Genomic DNA, 23,010 nt, shown 5'->3' on the forward strand with positions numbered 1-23,010 from the left:
TTTCCTCTTGATGTATCACGCGAACCAGGCCAGCACTGGCATCTTCAATATAATCCAGCACCAGGTCAAAACCGTCAGCGCCACCATAGTAGGGATCAGGCACAATCTCGCTGTCACTCTGGCCTGCATATTCCATCATCAGTTTCAACTTGTGCTGATGCTTTGCCGGGCAAGCAGACTTCATTCTCGCCAGGTTTTCTTTGTCCATGGCCAGCAATAAATCGAACTTTTCAAAGTCACTGGCGACGAGCTTGCGCGCCCTTTGCTGTGACAAGTCTATGCCACGGCGTGCAGCAAATTCCTGCGAGCGCGGATCAGGCGCCTCGCCTATGTGATAAGCATGGGTACCGGCAGAGTCTATGTGCAAATCCAGTCCGGCTGCTTCAGCATGGCTGCGAAATACCCCTTCTGCACTGGGTGAACGGCAAATATTACCCATGCAGACAAACAGTATTGCCCTGGTAGCGGAGTTTTTCATTAGGAAAACAAAAATTATTAATATAAAGACAAAACATCTTATCGTTCCTGCCATGCTAACACGCAGTTTTCACGCCAGTAAAGCCAGATTCTGGTGTGGATAAGACGCATGTTATTATTTCAGGTCAAAGCAAGCCTGAACCCTCTTTTCACATAAACGCGTATGACAGAAAACATCTCAAGCAATACAACAACCATCAGTTTTCGCCCTGCAGTTGATGCTGATGCTGAAACTATCGCTGCACTGGTCAACAGCGCCTACCGTGGCGACAGCAGCCGCCAGGGCTGGACTACAGAAGCTGATCTATTGCAGGGTTCACGCATATTTCCGCCTGAAGTGCGCGAACTGATCGCGAATCCCAATTCTGTCATCCTGCTATGCCTGCAGGATGAAGACATCATAGGTTGCGTGAATCTGGAAAAGACCGAAGGCGCGGCCTATCTGGGCATGTTTGTCGTACGCCCGGTCTTGCAGGGAAATGGCATAGGCAAGCATTTCATGCAAACGGCAGAAAAACATGCGCAAGACTTATGGGGAATAAACAAAATCTGGATGACCGTCATCAGTGTCAGGAAAGAACTGATTGCTTACTATGAGCGCCGTGGCTACGTACGCACAGGCCGCTTCAAGCCCTTCCCTTCGGACAATGGCAAGGAACAGATGCTGGTTGAAAACCTGCAGTTTGAAGAGATGGAAAAAATCCTGGGCTAAGTTGGCCAAGTTGGTTACATCAATTACTTTGGCTCTTGAGGATAATAAATGCTGACGGCGATGGCAATGCAAAAAGCGATGCCTACGCCGTACAGCAAGCGTATATCGCTACCAATGAAGTAGGGATAAAACATCAGCCCCACGGCCAGCCATTTGACACGCTTGTTGCTTTTTTTCCTGCCATAGTAAAACGCCGCCATACCCAGCAAGCCAAAAGCAAAGGCAGCAATCAGGTAAGCTGGTGTAGGTAACAGACTCCACAGCAGCGCCCACAGTTCCTGTTCATCCATATAGCATGCATCCTTAATAGAATAGTCAAGATAGTACAGGAAATTGAACAGTATCATGAGCGCACAGATCAGCAATATATTGCAACAGGCAATCACACTTCACCAGCAGGGCAAGCTAGCCGCGGCGGAAGCACTCTACCTGCAAGTCTTGCAAACCCAGCCTGAGCATTTTGATGCCATGCAATTACTGGGGGTGATTGCCAAGCAACGCGGCGATGCGGAGCTGGCAGTGACACGCCTGCGCCAGGCAATCGCTATTGATGCACAACAAGCCATTGCACATGGCAATCTGGGCGCAGCCTTGCAAGACCTGGGTTTATCGCAAGAAGCCTTGGCCAGTTATGACATGGCCCTGCAATTGAAACCCGATTACGCCATGGCCTGGAATAACCGTGGCAATACTTTGCGCAGCATGGGGAAGCTGCCTGCTGCCCTGCATAACTATGATAAGGCCCTGCGCCTTAATCCCCGCTATACAGAGGCTCTGCTAAACCGTGGTATCGCCCAGCAAGAAATGGATGAGCATCAGCAAGCCTTGCAGGATTTTGATGAAGCCCGGCAATTAAAACCACAAGATGCTGCCATCCATTTTGCCCGCGCCTTCAGTCTGCAATGTTTGCGGCTATATGAAGGTGCTATCGCTGGATATGAAGATGTCTTGCACTTGCAGCCCGGGCACATACAGGCCTGGTGCAATCGCGGTATCTGTCTGCAAAAATTGCAGCAGTTTGCAGCCGCTGTGGAGAGCTTTACACAGGCGATAAAAATCAAGCCGGATTATGTCAAGGCGCATCTGCAATATGGCAATACATTGCGCCAGATGGGGCAGGACGATGTTGCTATTGCGGTTTATCAAGTGGCAGCCAGTCATTGCAAGGATGATGTGGAGCTGGCGCAAATCAATTATGCGCTGGCAGCACTGGGCGTAATCGATACGCCCGCAATGTCTCCCCCCACCTATATTGCTGATTTGTTTGATCAGTACGCTACCCATTTTGACGAGCATTTGCTGAAAGTCTTGCATTATCAAATACCGACCCTGCTCAGCAAGGCAGTCAGCAAGCATGTCAAAGCTGAGCCCGGCAATTATCTGGATCTGGGTTGCGGTACGGGCTTGTGCGCAGCTTATCTGCGGGCAAAAGCCAGCAAGCTGACGGGCATAGATTTGTCAGAAAAGATGCTGAACCAGGCCAGGAAAACAAGTCTGTATGATGAACTGCATTGCGCAGAAATAAGCGACTGGTTGCAACTGCAAGACCAGGATTTTGACCTTATCATTGCAGCAGACGTGTTTGTATATATCGGCGAGCTGGATCAGGTATTTGCTGCTGCCAGTCGTGTCATGCAAACGAAGTCAGTGCTTGGATTTTCAGTCGAAGTGGCGGATGAAAGCGTAGACTACATTTTGCGCCCGTCCCAGCGCTATGCACACAGCTATGCTTATCTGCAGCGGCTGGCACAATTGCATGGCTTCAAGATCGTTGAAGCCAGCCAGGAAATTGCACGTCAGGACAAGGGCGAGGATGTTCACGCCCACATCCTGGTCATGATAAAAATCTAGGCCATCAGCAAAATGGCGATGCTGGTAGCCACACCACCAGACCAGACCAGGGTACGCAAAGTGCCCTGATTCATCAAATAGGTAATGATGTAGACGATACGGATGGCAATGAACAAGACTGCCAGTTGATCTATACGCACTTGGTCTGCCTGGGCTTGCTGGGCAAGAACAACCGCAGCAATAAACAAGGGCAGGGCTTCAAAACCGTTTTGCTGCGCCGCATTGGCACGCTGCTGCCAGCCACTCAGGCCCTTGGCCCATTCCCTGGGATTGTTATTGTCATACCTGCCTGCTTCACGCGGCATTTTGGCTGAGCCACCCTTGGCCAGACCAACTGTCACTATCGGCAACAGGCAAGCCGCCAGTACGCACCAGTTTGCTATCGTCATTTTTATCTCCTGGAATAGTGTGAATTCAGATTTGAGAATTGCACGATACCAGCAGTCACAACAAGCTGCAGTAAATATTTTACGCCACCAGCGTCCATCCTGCCTGTGTCAAAGGGAGGCGCGTAACAGGCTTGCCACTCGCTGCCAGCAAGGCATTGGCAATGGCCGGGCCTATCGACGGCGGACCTTCTTCACCCACGCCTTCCGGCTTGTCACCAGTACTCATGACCATGACGTCCAGTACTGGTGTCTGTGCCAGCGTGACCAGTGGATAACTATCAAAATTACCCTGATCCACCTGGCCATCTTTGAAACTGATTTCGCCAAACAGGGCAGCAGACAGACCAAACAAGGTACCACCCATCATCTGTGCCTCAACTGCTTTGGGGTTACCGACGACTCCCGGGTTGATGCCAGCAGTAATTTTTACCAGACGGAATTGCCCCGGTTTGCTGACCGCAATTTCGACAATATGAGCACTGAACAGAAAGCTATTGCCATTCATGGCAAAACCACGGTAATGGCCATTGGGCAAGGGCGTGTTCCAGCCAGCACGATCTGCCAGCGCATTGACGAAAGCAAGGGCTTTAGGATTATGCTGCAACAGGCGGCGACGGTATTCCAGGCTATCCATGCCCGCCTTGCGTGCGGCCTGCTCCAGCGTGTGTTCAAGAAAAAAACAGTTTTGCGAATTGCCTACCGAGCGCCAGTAAGAGCAGGGAACGCCAAAGTCAACGCGTGTCCAGCGTGTATCGAATAAAGGGAATTTATAACTGTTACCGAACCAGCCCATGATATAGGTCCAGTCAAGACCATCCCTGGCCGGGCTATTCGTGACCCGCGTATATTCCAGTAGTGAGGGACCCGCAGTATCGAGCCGTAAAACCATGGGCAGATGATCTTTATCCAGCGCCAGTTGCACACGGGCAGCGGTGATGGGGCGGTAATAGCCAGCCCGCATATCGTTCTCACGCGACCAGATGGTTTTTACGGTGGCACCGGCAGCCCTGGCGATCAAGGCAGCCTCGATGGCAAAATCATGTTCCAGCCTGCGGCCAAAACCGCCACCCACGTGCTGGGTGTGCACCTGTACTTGCTCAGGCTGCAAACCCAGGGTCTTGGCGACGCCATTTTGCGTATCCGTCTGGCTTTGGGTGGAGAGCCAGACTCGCGCACCTGTTGCAGTCACTTCAACAGTGGCATTCAGGGGTTCCATCGCTGCATGCGCCAGGAAGGGGACATCAAAGCTGGTGTCGATAATGCTGCTTGCCTCTTTCATTGCTGTCTCTGCAGCACCTTCTTTTTGTTTTTTCGGACGAGGGAAGAGCTTGCCCTCGCCAGTAGCAACTGTCCTCAGCAAGCTGTCGCGCATATCTGCGGTGTTGATGCTCGCATGCGCGCCATCCTGCCATACTGGTTTTAGTAGTTGCACTGCCTTGTGAGCGATCCAGTAACGCTCAGCTACTACCGCCACGGCATTTGGCAGATGCACTACCTGACGCACACCTTTTATTGCCAGCGCAGGGCCATCATCCACACTTTGCAAGCTGCTGCCAAAGCGCGGCGCATGCAGGACAGCTGCCATCAGCATGCCTGGCCTTTGCACATCAATGCCAAACACGGCGCTGCCGTCTACCCTTGCCGGAATGTCAGGGCGTGGCATTGACTGCCCCAGCACCTTCCAGTCTTTGGGTGATTTGATCAGCAGTTTTTCTGGTGGCGACAGCAATGCTGCTGCCTTGATCAAGGAGGTATAGGGCAGGCTGCGGCTTGTAGCGGCATGATTTATTTGCGCGTTGCCTGCGGTGCAATCTTTCACCTCGACTTGCCATTGCAAGGCAGCTGCCTGCAGCAACATCTGCCTGGCCGCAGCACAGGCCGGTGCTATCGTTTCCAGCGCAGAATTAAAACCTGCACTGCCAAAAGTGGTGATACCGGGCGGCCATTCCCTGTGGAATTTCTTGATGACTGGCGCATGTTCTATGCGCACATTGGCGATAGGCATCTCCAGCTCTTCAGCGACGATCTGGGCAATCGCCGCATGCGTGCCCTGCCCCAGATTGGTGACCGTGGTGTAGGCAGTCACCACACCTGTGCCATCCATGCTGAGCCAGAAATCAAAGGGCGAATTAAAGGGCGACCCTGCCTTGCTTTTTTCATCCGCCGCCAGACTATCAAGCATGGGTATTGCGCTGCTGCCCAGTACCCATGCACCGGCCATCAGAGAAGACTTAAGAAAATTCCTGCGTGCAGGCGAAGCCAGGGGAGTCATACTTTTATCCCTTTCTTGCCTGCCAATGGTTTGAGTTTTGCAGCAGCCGTGTGTATCGCGGCCCTGACACGCGGATAAGTACCGCAACGACACAGATTGGTAATTGCCGCATCGATTTGCTTGTCGCTGGGATGTGGTGTAGTGTTCAGCAAGGCAGCAGCGGCCATCAGCATGCCTGACTGGCAATAACCGCATTGCGGCACCTGATGCTCTATCCATGCTTGTTGCAGGACATGGCTGCGGTCGGGCGACAAACCTTCTATCGTCGTGATGCTGCGCCCGTTCAGGCTTTCTACCGGCATGACGCAACTGCGCAAAGCCTGTCCATCCAGATGCACGGTACAGGCACCGCATTGCCCGGCACCGCAACCAAACTTGGTGCCAGTCAGGCCCAGGTCTTCGCGCAGTATCCACAGCAGCGGCGTGTCACCATCTGCCTGGCATGTACGTACTTGCCCATTTACTTTGAGTTTCACATCCATGTGTTCCCTTTGCGTTTGCAATTCAACAGCAGAAATTGATTATCTGGCAGCGATACACTGTCATGGCAGAGCTTGTGACGAAACCCCGAAACCCTGTCGCTACTCCCTTTCTGCGCAGGCAAATATGGCTATGCAGACTGCTATACTGCTGCCATGGAAAATGCCCGCCCAGATACTGCCGCCCTGAACCAGATGCCACAGCTCACAGCGATCACCGTCTTCAAACTCTTGCTGAGCAATATCCTGGTGTGGACCAGTCTGTGTGCCATTGGTGCTCTCGGCAATTATGGTGACCTGATCAAGTACGGAACTACCCAGCGCAGCTTTAGCGAGATACTGTGGTTCTGGGTCAGCAGCCATTTGCTGATGATGGTCTTCAGCACCTGCCTCTACCTGATTTTCATGCGGTACGAGCGATTCCTCAGCAAGGCGAAGGGCATAGCACTGGCGTATGTGATCATGCTGCTGGGCTTTCTGCCACTGGAAGTGATGTATATCGCTATCCTTGACCTGCTCAAGGACAAACCCGGCTTTGGTTTGCAAGACATCCTGACCACGGCCTTCAATATGCGGAACTTTACTATCTTCCTCGAATATGCCTGGTCCACCGGCACCTTCATTGCCGTGCTGGCGATCTGCACCTGGCGACAGGCGCGTGTGCGTGAGCAAGCCCTGCAACAATCGATGAACGATGTTTTGCATCTCAGACTGGACCTGGAGCAGCAAAGGCTGGATGCCTTGCGCGGACAACTGGAACCTCATTTTATCTTCAACTGCCTTAACGCCATCAGCGCCCTGGTTAGGGCAGACGACAAACGCATCGCCCTGACTGGCCTGAACCGCCTCAGTGATTTGCTGCGCTATGCGCTGACGGCCAGCAACAAGGACTGGGTGAGGCTGGAAGACGAGATGACTTTCATACGTGATTATCTGGAATTGCAAAGGCTGCGTTATGGCGCGCGCCTGCAAATCAGTATCGCTGGTGATACCACGAACGTACTGGCAGGTGACTGCCCGCCTCTGTTGCTGCAACCCTTGCTGGAAAATGCCTTGCGCCATGATCTGGATTGCCACGAGGGCAGCAGCGACATACGCATGCAGTTCAAACTGGATGGTGAAGAACTCAGTATCAGCGTCAGCAATACCGTCACCGATGGCATTGCTGCCAACCCCGGGCTGGGACTGGGCTTGCCGCAAACCCGCGCCAGGCTGGAATTGATTTATGCAGGACGCGCCAGCATGCAAAGCGGACGTACGCAAGATGGTGGTCAGTATCGCTATGAAGTGAAAATCCGCATGCCGCTACATATGCCTGAGAGCGCCACAACATGAACACTATCCGCGCACTGATCGTCGATGATGAGGAACCGGGGCGGGCGAACTTGCGCTATGCCTTGAAAGATCATCCGGACTGGAGCATAGTCGCTGAATGTGCCAGCGTGGCCACAGCACGGGAAGCAATGGACACCTATGTGGTTGATGTTATTTTCCTCGATATACAAATGCCACGCGAAACCGGGCTGACACTGGCACGTGAACTGGGTACGCAAGTTGCGCCACCGTTGGTAATTTTTGTTACGGCCTTCAATGCCCATGCGATAGAAGCCTTTGACCTGCATGCGCTGGATTACCTGCTCAAGCCTTTTGATGATCAGCGCCTGGCCTTATCGCTGGAACGCGCTACCGCCATGCTCAAACAGCGTCAGCAAGCCAGCTATGCGCAAGCGATGAGTCAGTATGTCAAGGCGGAAGATGAGGCAAAAAAAGACCAGCCAGCTTATTGGCAACAAATCAGCGTACGATCGGTAGGCCGCATAGAATGCATACAACTGGCCGATGTTTTATGGATAGAAGCGGCTGGAAATTACATGCAATTGCATCTGGGACAGAGACAGGTATTGCACAGGGTTGCTCTGAGCCAGCTGGAAAAACATCTCGATCCTGCAAGCTTCATGCGCGTACATCGCAGCGCTATCGTGCGCTGTGACCAGCTCAGCCAGCTTGAAGTTCTCGGTGATGGTGTGTATCAACTGGTGCTCGCCAACCAGGACAAAGTCCCCGTCAGCGAGCGCTATGTTGCTGAAGTCAGGCGGCGCATGCATGATGGCTTGCGACCGGTCTGACATCTTCTTTCCTTAAAACCTGTTTACGATCTGTAGCGAGCGTGCGTCAGCGGGGACGGGGTAACACTCAGTGCAACATAAACGCAGCGCAAAAAGCGGAATGTACTCTAGTACATGAACATTTTGAGCAGCGCAAGAGCCCCGCATTAACTCCGATGCGCTCGCGCTTAAGATCGTAAGCAGGTTTTTTACCAGACCTTGACCCTGTCCTTCGGTGCCAGATAAAGTTTTTGACCAGGCTGCACGGCAAAGGCATCGTACCAGGCATCCAGATTACGCACGGTCAGGACGCGGTATTGTCCTGGCGCGTGTTCATTGGTAATGATGGCTGTACGCAGGGTTTCATCACGCATCTTGCCGCGCCAGCTACGGGCGTAAGCCAAAAAGAATTCCTGTTCATCTTCTTTGCTAATGGCCTGGCTTTTTTGCTTCATCGAGGTACGATAGGCATCGTAGGCAGCCATCAAGCCGGCCAGATCGGCAATGTTTTCACCCAGGGTCTGCGCACCATTCACGGACAGGTCAGGGAAGGCCTTATATTGATTGAACTGGGCAATCAGGGCTTTGGAAGAAGTCTTGAAATGCGCCAGGTCAGCCTTGCTCCACCAGTTGCGCAACTCACCTTTTGCGTCAAACATGGCACCGGAATTATCAAAGCTGTGGCTGATTTCATGGCCTATGGTGGCACCGAGAGCACCGTAATTGGTGGCGTCACTGGCGGCCAGGTCAAAGTTCGGCGATTGCAAATACGCAGCCGGGAAGTTGATGGCGTTTTGCAGCGGCATGTTGACGGCATTCACCAGTTGCGCATTCATGCACCATTCAGTGACATCGACAGGCTGGCCAAATTTTGCAAGGGCGCGACTATATTCAAACTCCTGCGAACGTTCACGGTTGCCATAGGCATCATTTGCATCGACCACCAGACCAGAATAATCGCGCCATTTATCCGGGTAACCAACACCGACATAAGTCGACTTGATTTTGGCCAGTGCTTCTTGCTTGGTAGCAGGCGTCATCCACTTCAAGGCCTGCACGCGTTCGCCAAAGGCGGCCAGGATATTGCTGACAATTCCATTAATACGCGTTTTGGATTCTGGTGAAAAATTCTCGGCCACATACAACTTACCGACTTCTTCACCGACTGCATTATTGGTTGCTGCCACTGCATATTTCCAGCGTGGCTGCGGTGCTTTGGCGCCGCTGAGTGCGCTGTAAAACTTGAAGCGCTGGTCAAAGAAGGCCTGCGGTAATACTGTTGAGCGCTGGTTGATGGCATGGAAGCGCAAATAATCTTGCCAGCTTGTCAGTGGCGTTTTCGCTACCAGTGCCGATGATGCCTTCAATGCAGTGGGATGCCAGATAATGAATTTGTTTTGCCCATCCAGACCTGCTGCCTTGAAGTACGCTGCCCAATCCAGGCCAGCAGCTTTTTTATTGAAGTCAGCCAGGGTCCAGGTATTATCGGCCTTCAAGACATCAGAGGTGGCTTCACGGTTGGCATGGCCCTTGGCGATCTGTATTTCCAGATCAAAGACGCGCCTGGCAGCTTGCTCAGCATCAGGCACATTTGCCAGCTTGAATGTCGCGGCTATATGGGCCAGGTAGTTTTTCCTGATCTCTGCCATTCTGGGACTGGCTGACAAATAATATTCGCGGTCAGGCAAACCCAGGCCACCTTGCAAGAGGTAGGGCATGTACTTCGTATGGTCATGGAAGCCTTGCGATACCCACAGGCCAAACAGGTTTTCAGTAAATACATTGGTGGCATTGATAGGGTCAACGTCGGCACGCAAATGCTTGCCCAGGTAAGTCGCCAGCGCAGTCTTGTCTTTGAGGTCAGCTATGCTTTGCATCTCGCCTTGCAAAGGTGCCAGACCACGCTGGTTGATGACATCGGTATTCAAGTAAGAGGTGTAGAAATCACCTATCTTGCGCACCGCACTGCCTGCTTCTGCTCTGGTCGCCTGCTCTATGATTTTCAAGACCTTGGCATCAGACTCTTCTACCAGTACATCAAAAATACCGACTGCGACTTTGTCGTCGGGAATGACAGCGGTTTTTTCCCAACCACCGTTGGCATAGCGGTTAAAGTCGTCACCTGGTGTGACTGAAATATCCATGCCGTTTTCTTTTTTTATCGGCGCTGCGGTTTTGGTAACAGGTGCATCGGCGGCACGTACCATGCCATGCATCAAAGGCATAGCCAACATGACCTGCAGGCAAACGCTGGCGATGGGCTTTAATTTAAATATTGTCTGGTTCATTATTTTCTTTCTTGTGAAATCTTGCAGAGATTTTGTCTATCGATAGGCAGCATAGACTTGGAAATCATTTTCCGTGACAAGTTCCACTATCTTCTTCTATTTTTATTTATTTCCTTACTTTCGCAAAAGCATCATTTTCTTTCCAGGCAGGCATTTTTGCTGCATTAGCAATTTCCCGACCAAGATTCAGAGTGAACTGTGCCTGCTCAGTCATGCCAGATAAATCCCAGTTGGCATCATATTCATCGCTCACCTGGTGATAACGTTTGCCATAGCCGCGCGCTTTTTCTTGCGAGGCTTGCGGGTCATTAATATAGTCGCGGCCACTGCCTATCGAAAAAGCCGGTACGCCCGCCTTGGCAAAACTAAAATGGTCGCTGCGGAAATAACCACCCGCCACGTCCACGCGTGGCGGGGCGACTGTCATGTTCATGCCTTGCGCGACTTTGCTGGCAGCCACGATAAGGTCACTACGGTCGGCACCAAAGGCACTGATGTCTTTGGTACGGCCCACAAAATTGAGCGTATCCAGATTCAGCGCAGCAGCCGTTTTATTCAGGGCCCATAAAGGATGCGCAGCATACCAGGCGCTACCGAGCAAACCCTGCTCTTCTGCTGCCACCCACAAGAACATCTGGCTGCGCTTGGCCGGTTGCGCGACTGCGGCTTTTGCCATCGCCAGCAAGGCTGCTGTGCCAGAGCCATTATCGACTGCACCATTGTAAATCTGGTCGCCTGTACCTTCTTGCTTGCCCAGGTGATCCCAGTGTGCGCTGTAGATCACCAGTTCATTCTTAAGCTGCGGATCTGTACCGGGTACGATACCGGCAATATTGAATTGTTCCAGCTGCCGTATTTGCGATTTTGCTTCACCCTTGAGCCAGGCCTTGATGGCGACTGGTTTGAAATCCTTGCCTTCGGCAGCCTGGCGCAGCGCATTCAAATCCAGGCCTGATGCCGCAAACAGGGTGTTTGCGGCGCCATCAGTGATCCAGCCTTGTATCGCCAGGCCCTTGGCATCTTTATTCGCCAACTGGAATTGCTCACCCGTGCCACCATTTTTCAAGACATCCCAGCCTATGTTTGCAGACGCATCGGTGTGTATCAGCAAAACCCCAGCCGCGCCACGGCGCAGGGCTTCTTCCGTCTTGTAACTGCGGCGGCCATAATAAGTCAGGGCTTTGCCACCAAAGCGGTCTGGCTGTTCTGCGCTGGGTTGCGGATCATTCACCATGACGACGAGAATCTTGCCTTTGCAATCAACACCCTTGAAGTCATCCCATTGTTCTTCCGGCGCGTTGATGCCATAACCGACGAACAGCAATTCATGATCAAACTGATGTGAGCTCACGGCATCACCCGCACTCCAGATCCAGTCTTCACCAAAAGTCAGGTTAAGCGACCTGGCAAGACGTATATTGACAGAGCTTTCCAGTGGCAAAGACTTGATACCGTTGATGCTGACTGCCTGCCTGTAGCTCTTGCCATTGGCAGGTAACAGACCAGCTACAGCAGCCTGGGTTTCCAGATAGGCCACTGTCAGGTCACCACCGCGCTGCCCCGTACCACGGCCTTCAAACAAATCGGAAGACAAGAGTGCCAAATGGGCGCGCAAAGCAGCTTCATCAACTTTTGCAGGGTTTGTCTGTGCAAAACTATACGCTGGAATTGTCAGGGCAAAGCCCAGTAGCGCAGTAGATAAATAGTGTGCAGAATTTTTTTTCATATCATTTTTATTCAAAACAAGGCAATAAAAAAACCGGCCTGTCAAAAAAACAGGCCGGCTTCGTCAGTCAATATTTCAAGCCAGGTGACGCAATTCGCGCAGGGCCACCGATACAGGTGCCAGGTCCGGCCCCTGTGCGCTGATGGTGGTCAGCAAGGCAGTCAGTCTGTCTATGGCCGGTGCATGCTGCGCATGCCAGTTGCTGACATCTTCCTGGCGTGACAACAGGCCACGGGTGATCTGACTGGCGATGGAATACACATCATCGCGTGCGCTGCCGCGTGCCTGGGTCTGCCACAAAGTGTCTGTCGGCAGGCGGTTGATCTGATTGCGCCAACCGGTCAGGCCCAGTTCATCATCAATACCGAAGTAAGCACGCGCTGCCAGTTCCAGCGTGCTGCTGGTGCTTTGTGCCAGGTCAACCAGGTCGAGTGCCGGGAAGATGTATTCCAGCGCCGTCAGGTTTTGTGCCAGCGTGGCTTCTACCCCGGCTTGCGTCAGCGCCTCGGCTTCTTTTTGCCAGTTGGCGTGGGCATTGGCTGGCAGCCAGTCATCTAGCTGCCAGCGCAGTTCACGTGCTGCCGGTTGATAACGTTGTATCAGCGTAGGCAGATCAGTGCTTTGTGAACGTATGCGCAACATCCAGCGTGAAGCCCTTTGGGCGATCGCGATCAGTTTGGACAAGAGATCGAGCTGCAGTTTTGAATCGACGACATAATCAAGCGCATCGATCTGGTCCCACAGCGCTTCCAGATCAAATATCTCACGGGCCAGCGTAAAGGCGCGTATCACGTCTGCCGCGGTCGCCCCTGCTTCAGAAGCAATGAAGTTGACGAAGGTGGCGCCGGCACGATTGACCACCGTATTGGTGATGAAGGTGGCAATGATTTCGCGTTTCAACGGGTGATTGGAAATCGCTTCAGCAAAACGCTCTGACAAGACTTGCGGGAAGTAAGCCTTGAGCGCGCGGCTGAAGAAAGGATCGTCCGGCAAATTGCTGGCAACCAGTTCATCAAACACTGACATCTTGGCATAGGCAAGCACGACCGCACCTTCTGGTGCAGTCAGGCCTTGCTTCAATGCCTTGCGATGGAAGATTTCATCATCACTGGGCAGGTATTCTATGGCACGGTTCAGACGGCCCTGTTTTTCCAGCGACTGCATCAGCCTTTGCTGACCATCAAGCACATACAGTGGGCGATGGGCAGCAATATCCAGTGCCTGGCTTTGATAATAATTATCGGTCAGGACCAGGTGGCCGACTTCATCTGTCATCGACGCCAGCAAGTCATTACGTTGCTTCAGTGTCAGGTCACCCGCTTCGACGATGCTGCCCAAAAGAATCTTGATATTCACTTCATGGTCAGAGCAATCGACACCGGCAGAATTGTCTATCGCATCGGTATAGATACGACCACCTTTTTGCGCGAATTCTATACGGCCATTCTGGGTACAACCCAGGTTACCGCCTTCGGCCAGGACCTTGCAGCGCAAGTCATTGCCATTGACCCGGAAGGCATCACCAGCCTTGTCACCGACCTGGGCATGGGTTTCATACTTGGCCTTGACATAGGTGCCTATGCCGCCGTTGTACAGCAAATCTACAGGAGCTTGCAAAATGGCACGCAGCAATTCCACTGGTGCCAGTTCGGCAGTTTCTATGCCCAATACGGCACAGGCTTCCGGACTCAGACTGATGGATTTTGCAGTGCGTGGGAACACGCCGCCACCAGCAGAAATCAAGCTCTTGTCGTAATCATCCCAACTCGAACGCGGCAGGTTGAACAGACGCTGGCGCTCGGCAAATGAGATCGCCACATCAGGTGAAGGATCAATAAAGATGTGGCGATGATCAAATGCCGCCACCAGTTTGATATGCCCGGACAACAGCATGCCATTACCGAATACGTCGCCGGACATGTCACCAATACCGGCCACGGTAAATGCCGTGTCCTGCGTATTCACACCCTGTGAGCGGAAATGGCGCTTGACCGATTCCCATGCACCGCGGGCAGTGATACCCATTTTCTTGTGGTCGTAACCGACCGAGCCGCCGGAGGCAAACGCATCACCGAGCCAAAAGCCATAATCAGCCGATACACCGTTGGCGATATCCGAGAAGGTTGCCGTACCCTTGTCAGCCGCAACGACCAGGTAAGGGTCATCGGCATCATGACGTATGACTTTTTGTGGTGGTACGACAGTGCCTTTGACGATATTGTCAGTCACATCCAGCAGGCCGGACAGGAAGATTTTGTAGCAAGCCACGCCTTCAGCCTGATAGGCTTCGCGGTCGCTTGCTGGTGGCGCATTCTTGAGGACAAAACCACCTTTGGAACCAACAGGTACGATGACGGTATTCTTGACTTGCTGGGCTTTTACCAGACCAAGGATTTCGGTACGGAAGTCTTCACGCCTGTCCGACCAGCGCAGGCCACCACGGGCCACTTTGCCCCCGCGCAAATGCACACCTTCAACCCGTGGAGAGTAGACCCAGATTTCAAACAGGGGTTTGGGTTCCGGCACGCCGGGTACTTCGCGCGGGTTGAGCTTGAAGCTCATGTAAGGCTTGAATGCACCGCTGGCGGTGGTTTGCCACAGATTGGTACGCAGGGTTGCAACAATAGTCGCGATGAACTGGCGCAAGATGCGGTCTTCATCCAGGCTGGCGACATTGCTCATCTGGGCTTCAAGCTGTTCGCGTATATGCTTTTGTGCCTGTTCGCGGTCACCGACATAGTCAGGCTTGAAGCGGGCACCAAACAACTCGGCAATCAGTTGGGTGATAGGCGCATTCTTGTTGAGTGCTGCTTCGATATAGTTCTGGCTATAGGCAAAACCCAGTTGCTTGAAGTAACGCGAGCAGGCACGCAAGACAGCAATAGATCGTGCATCCAGCGTGGTATTCAAGACCAGGCGGTTCAGGTCATCGCTTTCAACCTCACCACCCCAGGCTTGTGAAAACAGGTTTTCAAAACGCAGTTTGACTGATGATAAGTCTGTATTGGCAGGTAATTGCAAGCCAAGGTCATGTATCCACAAAGTCTCGGCGCCGCTGACAATCGCGTAAGGATGTTCATCCAGTACCCTGGCCCCCATGTGCTCCAGCACCGGCAGCGAATCAGACAAGGCCACCTTGGCAGTGTTATAAATCTTGAAGCGCAAATTGCCGGGGCCTGCATCGAGTGGCCGATAGAGCTTGACCATCATCGGTGCGCCGGCGTTCAGACTGGCCAGCATGTCTGCATCTTCTGCACCAACCAGAGCAGAAAAATCTTCACGGTAAGCTGTCGGGAAAGCATGGGCAAAGCGGTTTGCCAGGCTCAGGCCATTGCCTTCACCATGCGAGCGCAGCAACTCTGCCGTGCAGTCATCTTCCCAGCGTTGCGCGAGTTTGGCAATGCGCGCTTCCAGCATGGCCAGATTGACATTTTGAGGTGCGACATCCTTGGCCCTGACCAGGTAATGGATGCGCGCCAATGGGCTGTCGGTCAGCATGGGCGTGAATTCTATGGACTGACCATTCAGTGCCATCATCAACTCATTACCTATCTTGACGCGCAACTCAGTGTTATAGCGGTCACGCGGCACAAACACCTGGGCCGAAGTGAAACGACCAAAGGGGTCACGGCGCAAGAACAAGCGGGTGCGCTGACGTTCTTGCAGGCGCAGGATACCTATTGCATGATCTGCCAGGGTGTTGCCATCAATCTGGAACAATTCATCACGCGGATAATCATCAAGGATGGCTTGCAGGGATTTGGCTGCATGGCTCTCAGGCACGACACCGGAGGTGTTCATGACATTCACCACGCGCTGACGTACCAGCGGGATATTGCCCACCGGTTCAGAATACGCCGTGGATGTGTACAAACCCAGGAAGCGCGATTCACCGATGACATTACCGGCATCATCAAAACGCTTGACGGCGATATAGTCCAGCCAGGCTGGCCTGTGCACAGTGGCACGTGTCATGGCCTTGGTGACCATCACCATTTCTGTGGAATCCATCAGGGCCACTACTTCTGGCGGCAAACGGGTTTCCGGTGTCTTGACAGGGCCACGCAAGATGCCCAGACCAGAATCGGCTATCGCTACCAGGCTGACATTGTCGCCATCGCGCTTCAAATCATAGTCGCGCACACCGAGGAAGGTGAAATGCCGGTCTTCCAGCCAGGCCAGAAAGGCAAGGGCTTCATCACGTTTTTCTGGGGATTGGGTAGATTTCTCACAAGCTGCACGTACTTCGCGTACACGGGCCAGCATGGGTTGCCAGTCAACCACGGCACCACGTACATCGGACAAGACACTTTTCAGATCTTCCACCAACGCCTGCTGTGCCGCCTGGTCAACGATGCGGTCACATTCAACCAGGATCAGGGATTCTACTGGGTCGCTACGGCCTGCCGCCTTCGCCGCTGCCACTGTGCTGACTGCAGTCACACTGCCATTCGCATCACGCGCCACGCTCATCAGCGGGTGCACTATCCAGTGTGCAGTACGGCCACTGCGGTTGATTGCCATCGTCACCGAATCCACCAGGAAAGGCATATTGTCATTCACAATCTGCACGACCGTATGGTCGCTGACAAAACCATCTTCTGCCAGGGTAGGGTTGAAAACCCTTATCTTGGGTGTCTGGGCGGTACGCGGTGCATCCAGCAAACGCCAGTGGGCATTGGCCTGGGCGAACAGGGTAGCTGGGCCACGGCTGATGATTTCATCCGGGTCAGTGTTTTCAAAATAGGTGGTAATAAAAGAACCCTGGCGTTCAGATGCCGGGCCAGTGTGCGCTTGCGCATAAGCAATCAGCTCAGCGAAGTGGGAAGAGGTCATACGTTCTCCTTCTATTGGAAGATAACGAGAGATAAAGATGCAAGGCTACCTGTGCACCATATTGTGCAAGTATCCTCCATTATGCGGATGGAAACAAACGGCATTTCCCTTACGAGCGTACGGAAAATTGATCGCCAGACCACACAACTGGTATTGAGTGCAGGCAGTTCTGAGCAAGTGTTGCTTACTTACACAAAAATGCCGACAAAATGCGAGAACATCGAGCCCAGGCTAAATGCAGCTTTTTTGCTTTTTCTCAAGCCTGACAAAATAGGAAAATACAAAATTGTGGGTAATCATGACCATGTGCAGTGCAGCATGAGGACAAGAGCAGGTCGTCTCTCATGAGCCTAATGATTGAAACGGATAGGTTGCATAAACCAGCCCACGATACTGGCGATCAGCATGATGGCCGCAAGCCACACCAGCTTGCGCCACGTCTGACCACTGCTTTTGAGTATCTCGAAACTATCGACAAAGATGGTTTCGCAAGCGCCGTTGCCAGTATCGGTGCGGACGATGCTGGTGCCGCGCTTGAAAGCGAAACCATGGTTATGTGAGTATTCAGAGAGGCGGCCACGCAGATGAATCTGGTCGCCGATCTCGACCTTTTGCATGATCTTTGCGAGGCCGGGCTGGTCGGTCAGCAAATGGTTGTTCGAAATAGCCGTCTGGTCAAAAGCAGCAAATGCTTCACCCGTCGAAGCCTGGAAATTGCAGGTGAACTGGCCGCTGGAAAAACTGATGTCGCTATAGGAACCGTTGCGCGCATTATTACCCCAGATGACGCATATATCCATGACATTCAGATGGTCATTCCATTCACGGTGCAAATAATCCCAACCGGTACTGGTGTCATGCCTGCTGACGACCAGGCCAACCAGATCATAGTCATACAAGGGTTGCACCTTGTAATCGACACCGCCTCTGCTGACTTCGAATGCGGTTTGCTCTATCTTGTTTTGTACTGGTTCATTCAATAGCACATTGTTCAATTCGGCCGGAGGTGGCAATACGTCACGCCTCCATATCGCGTATAGCAAGAGGCAAAGGCTGAATGTCATCAGCCATTTCAAAAAAGTGCGCAGTGTCAACGTGCTTAACCCAGCTTCAACAAGCTGACATCATGTAATGAGCAAGCCTGTACTTTTGCGCCAAAGAAATCGGCTTGTAGCTGAAATGCTCGCAGAATTCTTTGACGCCCAGGTTCATCATCCGGCAAAGTAAAAATCACTTTCAGTACATTCGCTGTATTGGTAGCTTGTTGCGTGTTGATGGCTTGGGCCAGTGTTGTGGAGGCTGTCGTTGAAGTGACAGTTGCTGTCTGCGGCAGCATTTTATGCATTTCAGCAAGGACTTCTGCTTCGGTGATGATGACGGTATCGTGCGCGCCATGAAATTTTCGTGCGCCAGGACTGACATCAGCGACACCGCCAGTAATTTCAAATTCCGTGGCGGAAATACGCTCGTAATGGAAGGCTTGCCAGTCACTATTTTGCAGTTCCACTGGCTGAGCAGCCAGGTATTTGCGGTTTGCCACTGCTGCCATTGCAACGGCAGCAATCCCGCCACCGGCAATCATGCCAATTGGCAACATCTCTGCCAGGTTATCGGGAATATCTTCCGCACCGTTCAGACTCACTTCACTCATTTGCTGCCTCAATCAAAAAAAGCTGTTTGCGCATTGTATTCCTGTTAGGGATTATCAGGCACAAACAGCTTAGAACTCCTTTCATAAATATGAATGAGATGCGTTCCAGTCGAAGAGAATTGATGAGGATAAATGAGAGAAAACTTATTTGGCAGTGGCTTCTTCGCTGGCCTTGTCTTCTTTCTTCTCGTCTGGCGGTGGGTCTTTCGGCATGGGTTTGCGAGGCAGCATCTCATTGCGGTTGGCAGCATGGGCAACGAAGCTGGCCAGTATCATCGAAGCCTGGGTCAGGTCGCTCTTTTGTACTTTGTCATATACATCCATGCTGGAGTGATGAGTGCGGCTGAAGTAATCCATATCGTCCTGGACGAACTGGAAGCCGGGCACGCCAACGCGGTCGAAACTCACATGGTCGGTGCTGCCGGTATTGCGCAGCGTGGTCGTTGTGGCACCAACATCATTGAATGGTGCCAGCCAGGCATCAAATATCGGTTTTAATGTGGCATTGTTTTCTGCATAGATGCCACGGATTTTGCCGCCGCCATTGTCGAGATTGAAGTAGGCAGAAATCTTGCTGTGCATGGGTTTGATGCTCAAAGGCCCGGTCTGTTTGCGTGCAAAAGTCGGCAGTTCAAGTTCCTTGGGGTCAGTTGGTTCAGGGCGGGAAGCGATCCATTTATTGACATAGGCACGCGACCCCAGTAAACCCTGTTCTTCACCACCCCACAGGGCGATGCGTATGGTGCGGCGCGGCTTGAAGCCAGTCGCCTTCAACAGACGCACAGCCTCCATGGCCATGGCAACACCGGCGGCATTGTCGGTTGCGCCTGTGCCACCGTGCCAGGAATCCAGGTGGGCACCGAGCATGACGATTTCATCTTTTTTATCTGTGCCGGGGATTTCAGCCAGTACATTGATGGCAGCTTCCGGGTCTTCGTCGCTAAAGCTGGCTTTGACATCAATTTCCAGTTCCACGTCTTTTTTCTTTTCCACCAGGCGATACAGGCGGTTGTAGGTTTCACTGGCGACGACCAGGGTTGGCGGGCCGGTCAGTTCACCTTTCTTGTATGAACCACCTTCCTGTACAAAAATGGTGCCATCTTCGCCACGGGTGACATTCAGCGCAGCCAGGACTTTTTCTTCCGTCAGGAAGGTACGCAGTTTTTTAGCAAACGTAAAACGCTTCAGATAAGCCGGTATGTCACCACGGCGCGAGGCTGCCGGGTCAAAATCGATTTTACTGAGTTCACTCAGTTCTTCATGCGAATACCTGTGTGCATCTGCCTTGACATGTGGCTTGATGGGCAGAGGCTCGTCCAGCAACACGATGGCTCCTGCCAGCTTGCCCTTCCATTTCGGCAGGTCTTCATCTGCCGTCATTTTTGCAATCATCAGCTTGCCGCGCTGCAGCCCGTCTGTGCCTGGGGTCCATGCCTTGGGAATGGCATACAGATCGACTTGCGAGGGCGCAACCATGCGCAAAGTGGTTTTTTCCAGTGTCCAGCCTCGGCCAAAGGGAGCAAAGCTTTCGCTATGGATATTTTGCAGGCCCCATTCACCGAATTTGCTGCGGGTCCAGTCACCAGCCTTGCGCAAGGCTGGCGAACCGGTCAGGCGCGGGCCGATTTCATCTGTGAGCGTGCCCAGTATTTCTTGCGCCTTGGAGCGGTTCATGGCCTCGTCACGCAATTTGGTAATCAGGTCGAGGTCGATTTTTTCTTCGCCGGCGGCAAACGCGAGCTGGCCGCTAAAGCTGGTGGCGATGAGGGCGGTACCGCATACAAGCTGCAAAATACGCATTAATTGTCTCCTGTTTGGATTGACCTATGTAAGTCTCTGGCCGGATTGGCTTGAGCTTCAGTGCAATGTTTTTATGCCGGCTGGAATTGCTTGTTATTCTTATACCGGATTATGTTGCACTGCTTGGAGTGGATAAGTCCTTATTTGTTCCGCAACTTCCATGCTTTTAAGAAATATTCCTTATTTTTAACGGGAATACCCGAAAAATTTACTGGAATCTAATTTGACATGGTGAGAAATTTATCTTATTTTACCAAGTAGTTAAATAAAGAAAAACCGCCACCATGCAGCAAGATGCCCTCAGCATGACCTTCTCCGCACTGGCCGATCCTACACGGCGCGCCATCCTGGCGCGGCTGGCGACGGGGGAAACTTCAGTCAGCGAACTGGCAGAACCATTCGACATGAGCCTGCCAGCCATCACCAAACATTTAAAGGTACTGGAGCGGGCAGGCCTGATCACACGCAGCCGCAGCGCCCAGTGGCGGCCTTGCCAGCTACAGGCAAGCCCACTCAAAGAAGCATCCAGTTGGGTTGATCAATATCGCCAGTTCTGGGAGCAAAACCTGGACAGGCTGGAAATCTATCTGCAAGACCTGCAAACAGCCGCACAATCGACAACAACAGGGGAACAGCATGAATGAAAATAAACCGGATTTTGTCATCACCCGTATCCTGAAAGCACCGCGTGAACTGGTATTTGCCGCCTTTAGCGAAGCTGACCACCTGGCGAAATGGTGGGGGCCAACAGGTTTTAGCGTAGTCCGGTCCAGCATGGATTTGCGCGTCGGTGGCAGCTATCACTTTGGCATGCGTGGCCCGGATGGCAGCATGATGTGGGCCAAATTTGTCTACAAGGAAATAATCCGCCCTGAAAAACTGATGTATCACCATAGCTTTTCTGATGAAGCAGGCAATCTGGCGCATCACCCCATGAGCCCGACCTGGCCGCTGGAGGTTTTATCGACCATCAGTTTTGATGAGCATACTGATGGCACCTTGCTGACAATACGCTGGGCCTTGCTCAACAATGCCACCGAGGAAGAAAGAAGCGTCTTCCACGCCACCTTTGCCAGCATGGATCAGGGTTTTGGCGCTCTGCTGGATCAATTGCAGGCTTACCTCGCCAGTCTCTGATATTTCAAACTGTTTCAGACAGGCTGAGGCTGTCTCTGATACAGGCGATAGAGAGCCAGGGCGAGCCATTTTTTACTGAAATTTAGTAAGTAAAAGTGAATAACTAGCATGACAGGTAAAATCACGAGTAGAATTCAGCGTCATTTTTTAAATCGTCGTATGCCAACAGGCATGATATCTGCTGCAAAGTCAGCTCAATATTGAAGGAATGTGTATGTCAATTAAGTCCCGTGTAGTCCTGGGTAGTGCGCTTGCCCTGCTGGTACTCAGCGCCTGTAATGATAAAAATGCAGATAAGGCCGCATCGGCTTCTGCTTCTGCCTCGGCTTCCACAACTGCCAGCAGCAGCGAAGTCGCTGCCACTGTCGATGGCACGCCTATCAGCAAAAAACAATTGGATCAGATCATGCAGCAGCAAGCTGCTCAAGGCATGCCTGATACACCAGAAACACGCAAAATGGTCATCGACAATCTGGCCATGCAACTGCTGGTTGCCAAAGAAGCGGTCACCAAAGGCCTGGATAAAACACCTGACGTCGCTGACCAACTGGAAATGTCCCGTCAATCAATCCTGGCAAATGCCTATGTCAAGGATTACATCAAGACAGCGGCAGTAACGGATGATGCGCTGAAAGCAGAATACGAAGACTTCAAAACCAAGAATGGCGGCAATGAATTCAAAGCGCGTCATATCCTGGTAAAAACAGAAGATGAAGCCAAAGACATCATCGCCAAAATCAAAAAAGACATCAAAGCTTTTGAAGGCCTGGCAAAATCCAAATCACAAGACCCTGGTTCCAAAGCCAGTGGTGGCGACCTGGGCTGGTTCAACCCACGTGGCATGGTCCCTGAATTTGGCGCAGCCGTTGCCAAACTGGAAAAAGGTAAATTCACTGAAGAGCCAGTCAAATCCCAATTTGGTTACCATGTCATCGTATTGGATGATTCCCGTCCTGTGACTATCCCCCCGCTGGAAGAAGTCAAAGCTGGCCTCAGTCAGCAGTTGCAACAAAAAAATCTGAAGAAAATGCTGGATGACATGAAGGCAAAAGCCAAGATTGAAGTCAAAGCAGCGCCAGCAGCAGCTTCTGCGCCTGCTGCAACAGGTGCACCTTTGACAGTGACACCAACCGTAGTACCGGCAGCATCTGCAGCGGCATCCGCTTCTGCTGAAGCACCGAAAAAATAAGCCTTAGCAATTTCTGGCAAAGGTTGGAAAAGAAGGTCGTCAAGCTTGTCTTGGCGGCCTTTTTCTTTGCCTGCATGCTTGATGCGAGTAGGTATTAA

The 23,010-nt window shown here is 52.3% G+C and carries 17 protein-coding genes and 1 pseudogene; 7 read left to right on the top strand and 11 right to left on the bottom strand.

Features of this window, described 5'->3' with window-relative positions:
• Positions 1 to 7: 7 nt before the first annotated feature.
• Positions 8 to 478: pseudogene (locus AC07OI_RS01945) on the bottom strand (low molecular weight protein-tyrosine-phosphatase); the annotation flags it as partial.
• A 162-nt stretch (positions 479 to 640) separates the two neighbouring features.
• On the opposite strand from AC07OI_RS01945, the gene AC07OI_RS01950 reads away from it, so the two are divergent.
• Positions 641 to 1,189, top strand: a complete 549-nt coding sequence (locus AC07OI_RS01950; protein WP_495256116.1) for a GNAT family N-acetyltransferase — start codon at positions 641 to 643, stop codon at positions 1,187 to 1,189.
• 23 nt (positions 1,190 to 1,212) lie between these two features.
• Here the strand turns inward: AC07OI_RS01950 and AC07OI_RS01955 are convergent, their stop codons facing one another.
• Positions 1,213 to 1,479, bottom strand: a complete 267-nt coding sequence (locus AC07OI_RS01955; protein ID WP_492703966.1) for a hypothetical protein — start codon at positions 1,477 to 1,479, stop codon at positions 1,213 to 1,215.
• A gap of 55 nt (positions 1,480 to 1,534) precedes the next feature.
• Between AC07OI_RS01955 and AC07OI_RS01960 the strand changes: the two genes are divergently transcribed.
• Positions 1,535 to 3,040, top strand: coding sequence for a tetratricopeptide repeat protein (locus tag AC07OI_RS01960; protein ID WP_495256117.1), 1,506 nt, complete (start codon positions 1,535 to 1,537; stop codon positions 3,038 to 3,040).
• On the opposite strand, the gene AC07OI_RS01965 is transcribed toward AC07OI_RS01960, so the two are convergent.
• The 3 genes from AC07OI_RS01965 to AC07OI_RS01975 all read right to left on the bottom strand — a co-directional run bounded on the left by AC07OI_RS01965 (position 3,037) and on the right by AC07OI_RS01975 (position 6,177).
• Positions 3,037 to 3,429, bottom strand: coding sequence for an MAPEG family protein (locus tag AC07OI_RS01965; RefSeq protein ID WP_495256118.1), 393 nt, complete (start codon positions 3,427 to 3,429; stop codon positions 3,037 to 3,039). The two genes, AC07OI_RS01960 and AC07OI_RS01965, sit on opposite strands and share 4 nt — an antisense overlap.
• Before the next feature lie 79 nt (positions 3,430 to 3,508).
• The gene (locus tag AC07OI_RS01970) at positions 3,509 to 5,701 is read right to left on the bottom strand and encodes a xanthine dehydrogenase family protein molybdopterin-binding subunit (protein ID WP_495256119.1); all 2,193 of its coding nucleotides are present in this window, start codon (positions 5,699 to 5,701) and stop codon (positions 3,509 to 3,511) included.
• On the bottom strand, positions 5,698 to 6,177 hold the full coding sequence (locus AC07OI_RS01975; RefSeq protein WP_495256346.1) for a (2Fe-2S)-binding protein: 480 nt from the start codon (positions 6,175 to 6,177) through the stop codon (positions 5,698 to 5,700). The genes AC07OI_RS01970 and AC07OI_RS01975 overlap by 4 nt, the downstream gene beginning before the upstream one ends.
• A 159-nt stretch (positions 6,178 to 6,336) precedes the next feature.
• Here AC07OI_RS01975 and AC07OI_RS01980 point away from each other — a divergent pair, with 159 nt between their 5' ends.
• Together AC07OI_RS01980 and AC07OI_RS01985 are read left to right on the top strand one after the other, a co-directional pair.
• Positions 6,337 to 7,515 carry a sensor histidine kinase gene (locus AC07OI_RS01980; protein ID WP_492703970.1) on the top strand — a complete coding sequence of 393 codons (1,179 nt, stop codon included), beginning with the start codon at positions 6,337 to 6,339 and terminating at the stop codon, positions 7,513 to 7,515.
• Positions 7,512 to 8,306 (top strand): LytR/AlgR family response regulator transcription factor, encoded by a 795-nt coding sequence (locus AC07OI_RS01985; RefSeq protein ID WP_492703971.1) that lies wholly within the window; start codon positions 7,512 to 7,514, stop codon positions 8,304 to 8,306. Before AC07OI_RS01980 ends, AC07OI_RS01985 begins: the two co-directional genes overlap by 4 nt.
• A gap of 188 nt (positions 8,307 to 8,494) precedes the next feature.
• Here the strand turns inward: AC07OI_RS01985 and AC07OI_RS01990 are convergent, their stop codons facing one another.
• The 6 genes from AC07OI_RS01990 to AC07OI_RS02015 all read right to left on the bottom strand — a co-directional run bounded on the left by AC07OI_RS01990 (position 8,495) and on the right by AC07OI_RS02015 (position 20,586).
• The gene (locus AC07OI_RS01990) at positions 8,495 to 10,573 is read right to left on the bottom strand and encodes a M13 family metallopeptidase (RefSeq protein WP_495256120.1); all 2,079 of its coding nucleotides are present in this window, start codon (positions 10,571 to 10,573) and stop codon (positions 8,495 to 8,497) included.
• Positions 10,574 to 10,679: 106 nt separating this feature from the next.
• Entirely contained in the window at positions 10,680 to 12,299 is a 1,620-nt protein-coding gene (locus AC07OI_RS01995; protein ID WP_495256121.1) for a M28 family peptidase, read from the bottom strand.
• 75 nt (positions 12,300 to 12,374) lie between these two features.
• On the bottom strand, positions 12,375 to 17,135 hold the full coding sequence (locus tag AC07OI_RS02000) for an NAD-glutamate dehydrogenase (RefSeq protein WP_495256122.1): 4,761 nt from the start codon (positions 17,133 to 17,135) through the stop codon (positions 12,375 to 12,377).
• A 350-nt stretch (positions 17,136 to 17,485) separates the two neighbouring features.
• Positions 17,486 to 18,199: a hypothetical protein gene (locus tag AC07OI_RS02005; RefSeq protein WP_495256123.1), complete on the bottom strand. Its 714-nt coding sequence runs from the start codon at positions 18,197 to 18,199 to the stop codon at positions 17,486 to 17,488.
• Between the two features lie 35 nt (positions 18,200 to 18,234).
• Positions 18,235 to 18,786 carry a hypothetical protein gene (locus tag AC07OI_RS02010; RefSeq protein ID WP_495256124.1) on the bottom strand — a complete coding sequence of 184 codons (552 nt, stop codon included), beginning with the start codon at positions 18,784 to 18,786 and terminating at the stop codon, positions 18,235 to 18,237.
• Between the two features lie 144 nt (positions 18,787 to 18,930).
• Positions 18,931 to 20,586, bottom strand: a complete 1,656-nt coding sequence (locus AC07OI_RS02015) for a M20/M25/M40 family metallo-hydrolase (RefSeq protein WP_495256125.1) — start codon at positions 20,584 to 20,586, stop codon at positions 18,931 to 18,933.
• Between the two features lie 284 nt (positions 20,587 to 20,870).
• On the opposite strand from AC07OI_RS02015, the gene AC07OI_RS02020 reads away from it, so the two are divergent.
• The 3 genes from AC07OI_RS02020 to AC07OI_RS02030 all read left to right on the top strand — a co-directional run bounded on the left by AC07OI_RS02020 (position 20,871) and on the right by AC07OI_RS02030 (position 22,912).
• A complete protein-coding gene (locus tag AC07OI_RS02020) occupies positions 20,871 to 21,230 on the top strand; it encodes an ArsR/SmtB family transcription factor (RefSeq protein WP_492703978.1) in 360 nt (119 codons plus the stop codon).
• Positions 21,223 to 21,723, top strand: a complete 501-nt coding sequence (locus tag AC07OI_RS02025) for an SRPBCC family protein (RefSeq protein ID WP_495256126.1) — start codon at positions 21,223 to 21,225, stop codon at positions 21,721 to 21,723. The genes AC07OI_RS02020 and AC07OI_RS02025 overlap by 8 nt, the downstream gene beginning before the upstream one ends.
• 214 nt (positions 21,724 to 21,937) lie before the next feature.
• A complete protein-coding gene (locus AC07OI_RS02030) occupies positions 21,938 to 22,912 on the top strand; it encodes a peptidylprolyl isomerase (protein ID WP_495256127.1) in 975 nt (324 codons plus the stop codon).
• Positions 22,913 to 23,010 lie beyond the last annotated feature (98 nt).

The organism is Undibacterium sp. GW821-FHT07F11 (assembly GCF_059418665.1).

Coding starts and splice junctions, on each gene's coding strand:
- AC07OI_RS01955 (WP_492703966.1), bottom strand. CDS start 1,479: ATGGATGAACAGGAACTGTGGGCGCTGCTGTGGAGTCTGTTACCTACA.
- AC07OI_RS02030 (WP_495256127.1), top strand. CDS start 21,938: ATGTCAATTAAGTCCCGTGTAGTCCTGGGTAGTGCGCTTGCCCTGCTG.
- AC07OI_RS02025 (WP_495256126.1), top strand. CDS start 21,223: ATGAATGAAAATAAACCGGATTTTGTCATCACCCGTATCCTGAAAGCA.
- AC07OI_RS01995 (WP_495256121.1), bottom strand. CDS start 12,299: ATGAAAAAAAATTCTGCACACTATTTATCTACTGCGCTACTGGGCTTT.
- AC07OI_RS02020 (WP_492703978.1), top strand. CDS start 20,871: ATGCAGCAAGATGCCCTCAGCATGACCTTCTCCGCACTGGCCGATCCT.
- AC07OI_RS01970 (WP_495256119.1), bottom strand. CDS start 5,701: ATGACTCCCCTGGCTTCGCCTGCACGCAGGAATTTTCTTAAGTCTTCT.
- AC07OI_RS02010 (WP_495256124.1), bottom strand. CDS start 18,786: ATGAGTGAAGTGAGTCTGAACGGTGCGGAAGATATTCCCGATAACCTG.
- AC07OI_RS02005 (WP_495256123.1), bottom strand. CDS start 18,199: ATGACATTCAGCCTTTGCCTCTTGCTATACGCGATATGGAGGCGTGAC.
- AC07OI_RS01960 (WP_495256117.1), top strand. CDS start 1,535: ATGAGCGCACAGATCAGCAATATATTGCAACAGGCAATCACACTTCAC.
- AC07OI_RS01965 (WP_495256118.1), bottom strand. CDS start 3,429: ATGACGATAGCAAACTGGTGCGTACTGGCGGCTTGCCTGTTGCCGATA.
- AC07OI_RS01980 (WP_492703970.1), top strand. CDS start 6,337: ATGGAAAATGCCCGCCCAGATACTGCCGCCCTGAACCAGATGCCACAG.
- AC07OI_RS01990 (WP_495256120.1), bottom strand. CDS start 10,573: ATGAACCAGACAATATTTAAATTAAAGCCCATCGCCAGCGTTTGCCTG.
- AC07OI_RS02000 (WP_495256122.1), bottom strand. CDS start 17,135: ATGACCTCTTCCCACTTCGCTGAGCTGATTGCTTATGCGCAAGCGCAC.
- AC07OI_RS01985 (WP_492703971.1), top strand. CDS start 7,512: ATGAACACTATCCGCGCACTGATCGTCGATGATGAGGAACCGGGGCGG.
- AC07OI_RS02015 (WP_495256125.1), bottom strand. CDS start 20,586: ATGCGTATTTTGCAGCTTGTATGCGGTACCGCCCTCATCGCCACCAGC.
- AC07OI_RS01950 (WP_495256116.1), top strand. CDS start 641: ATGACAGAAAACATCTCAAGCAATACAACAACCATCAGTTTTCGCCCT.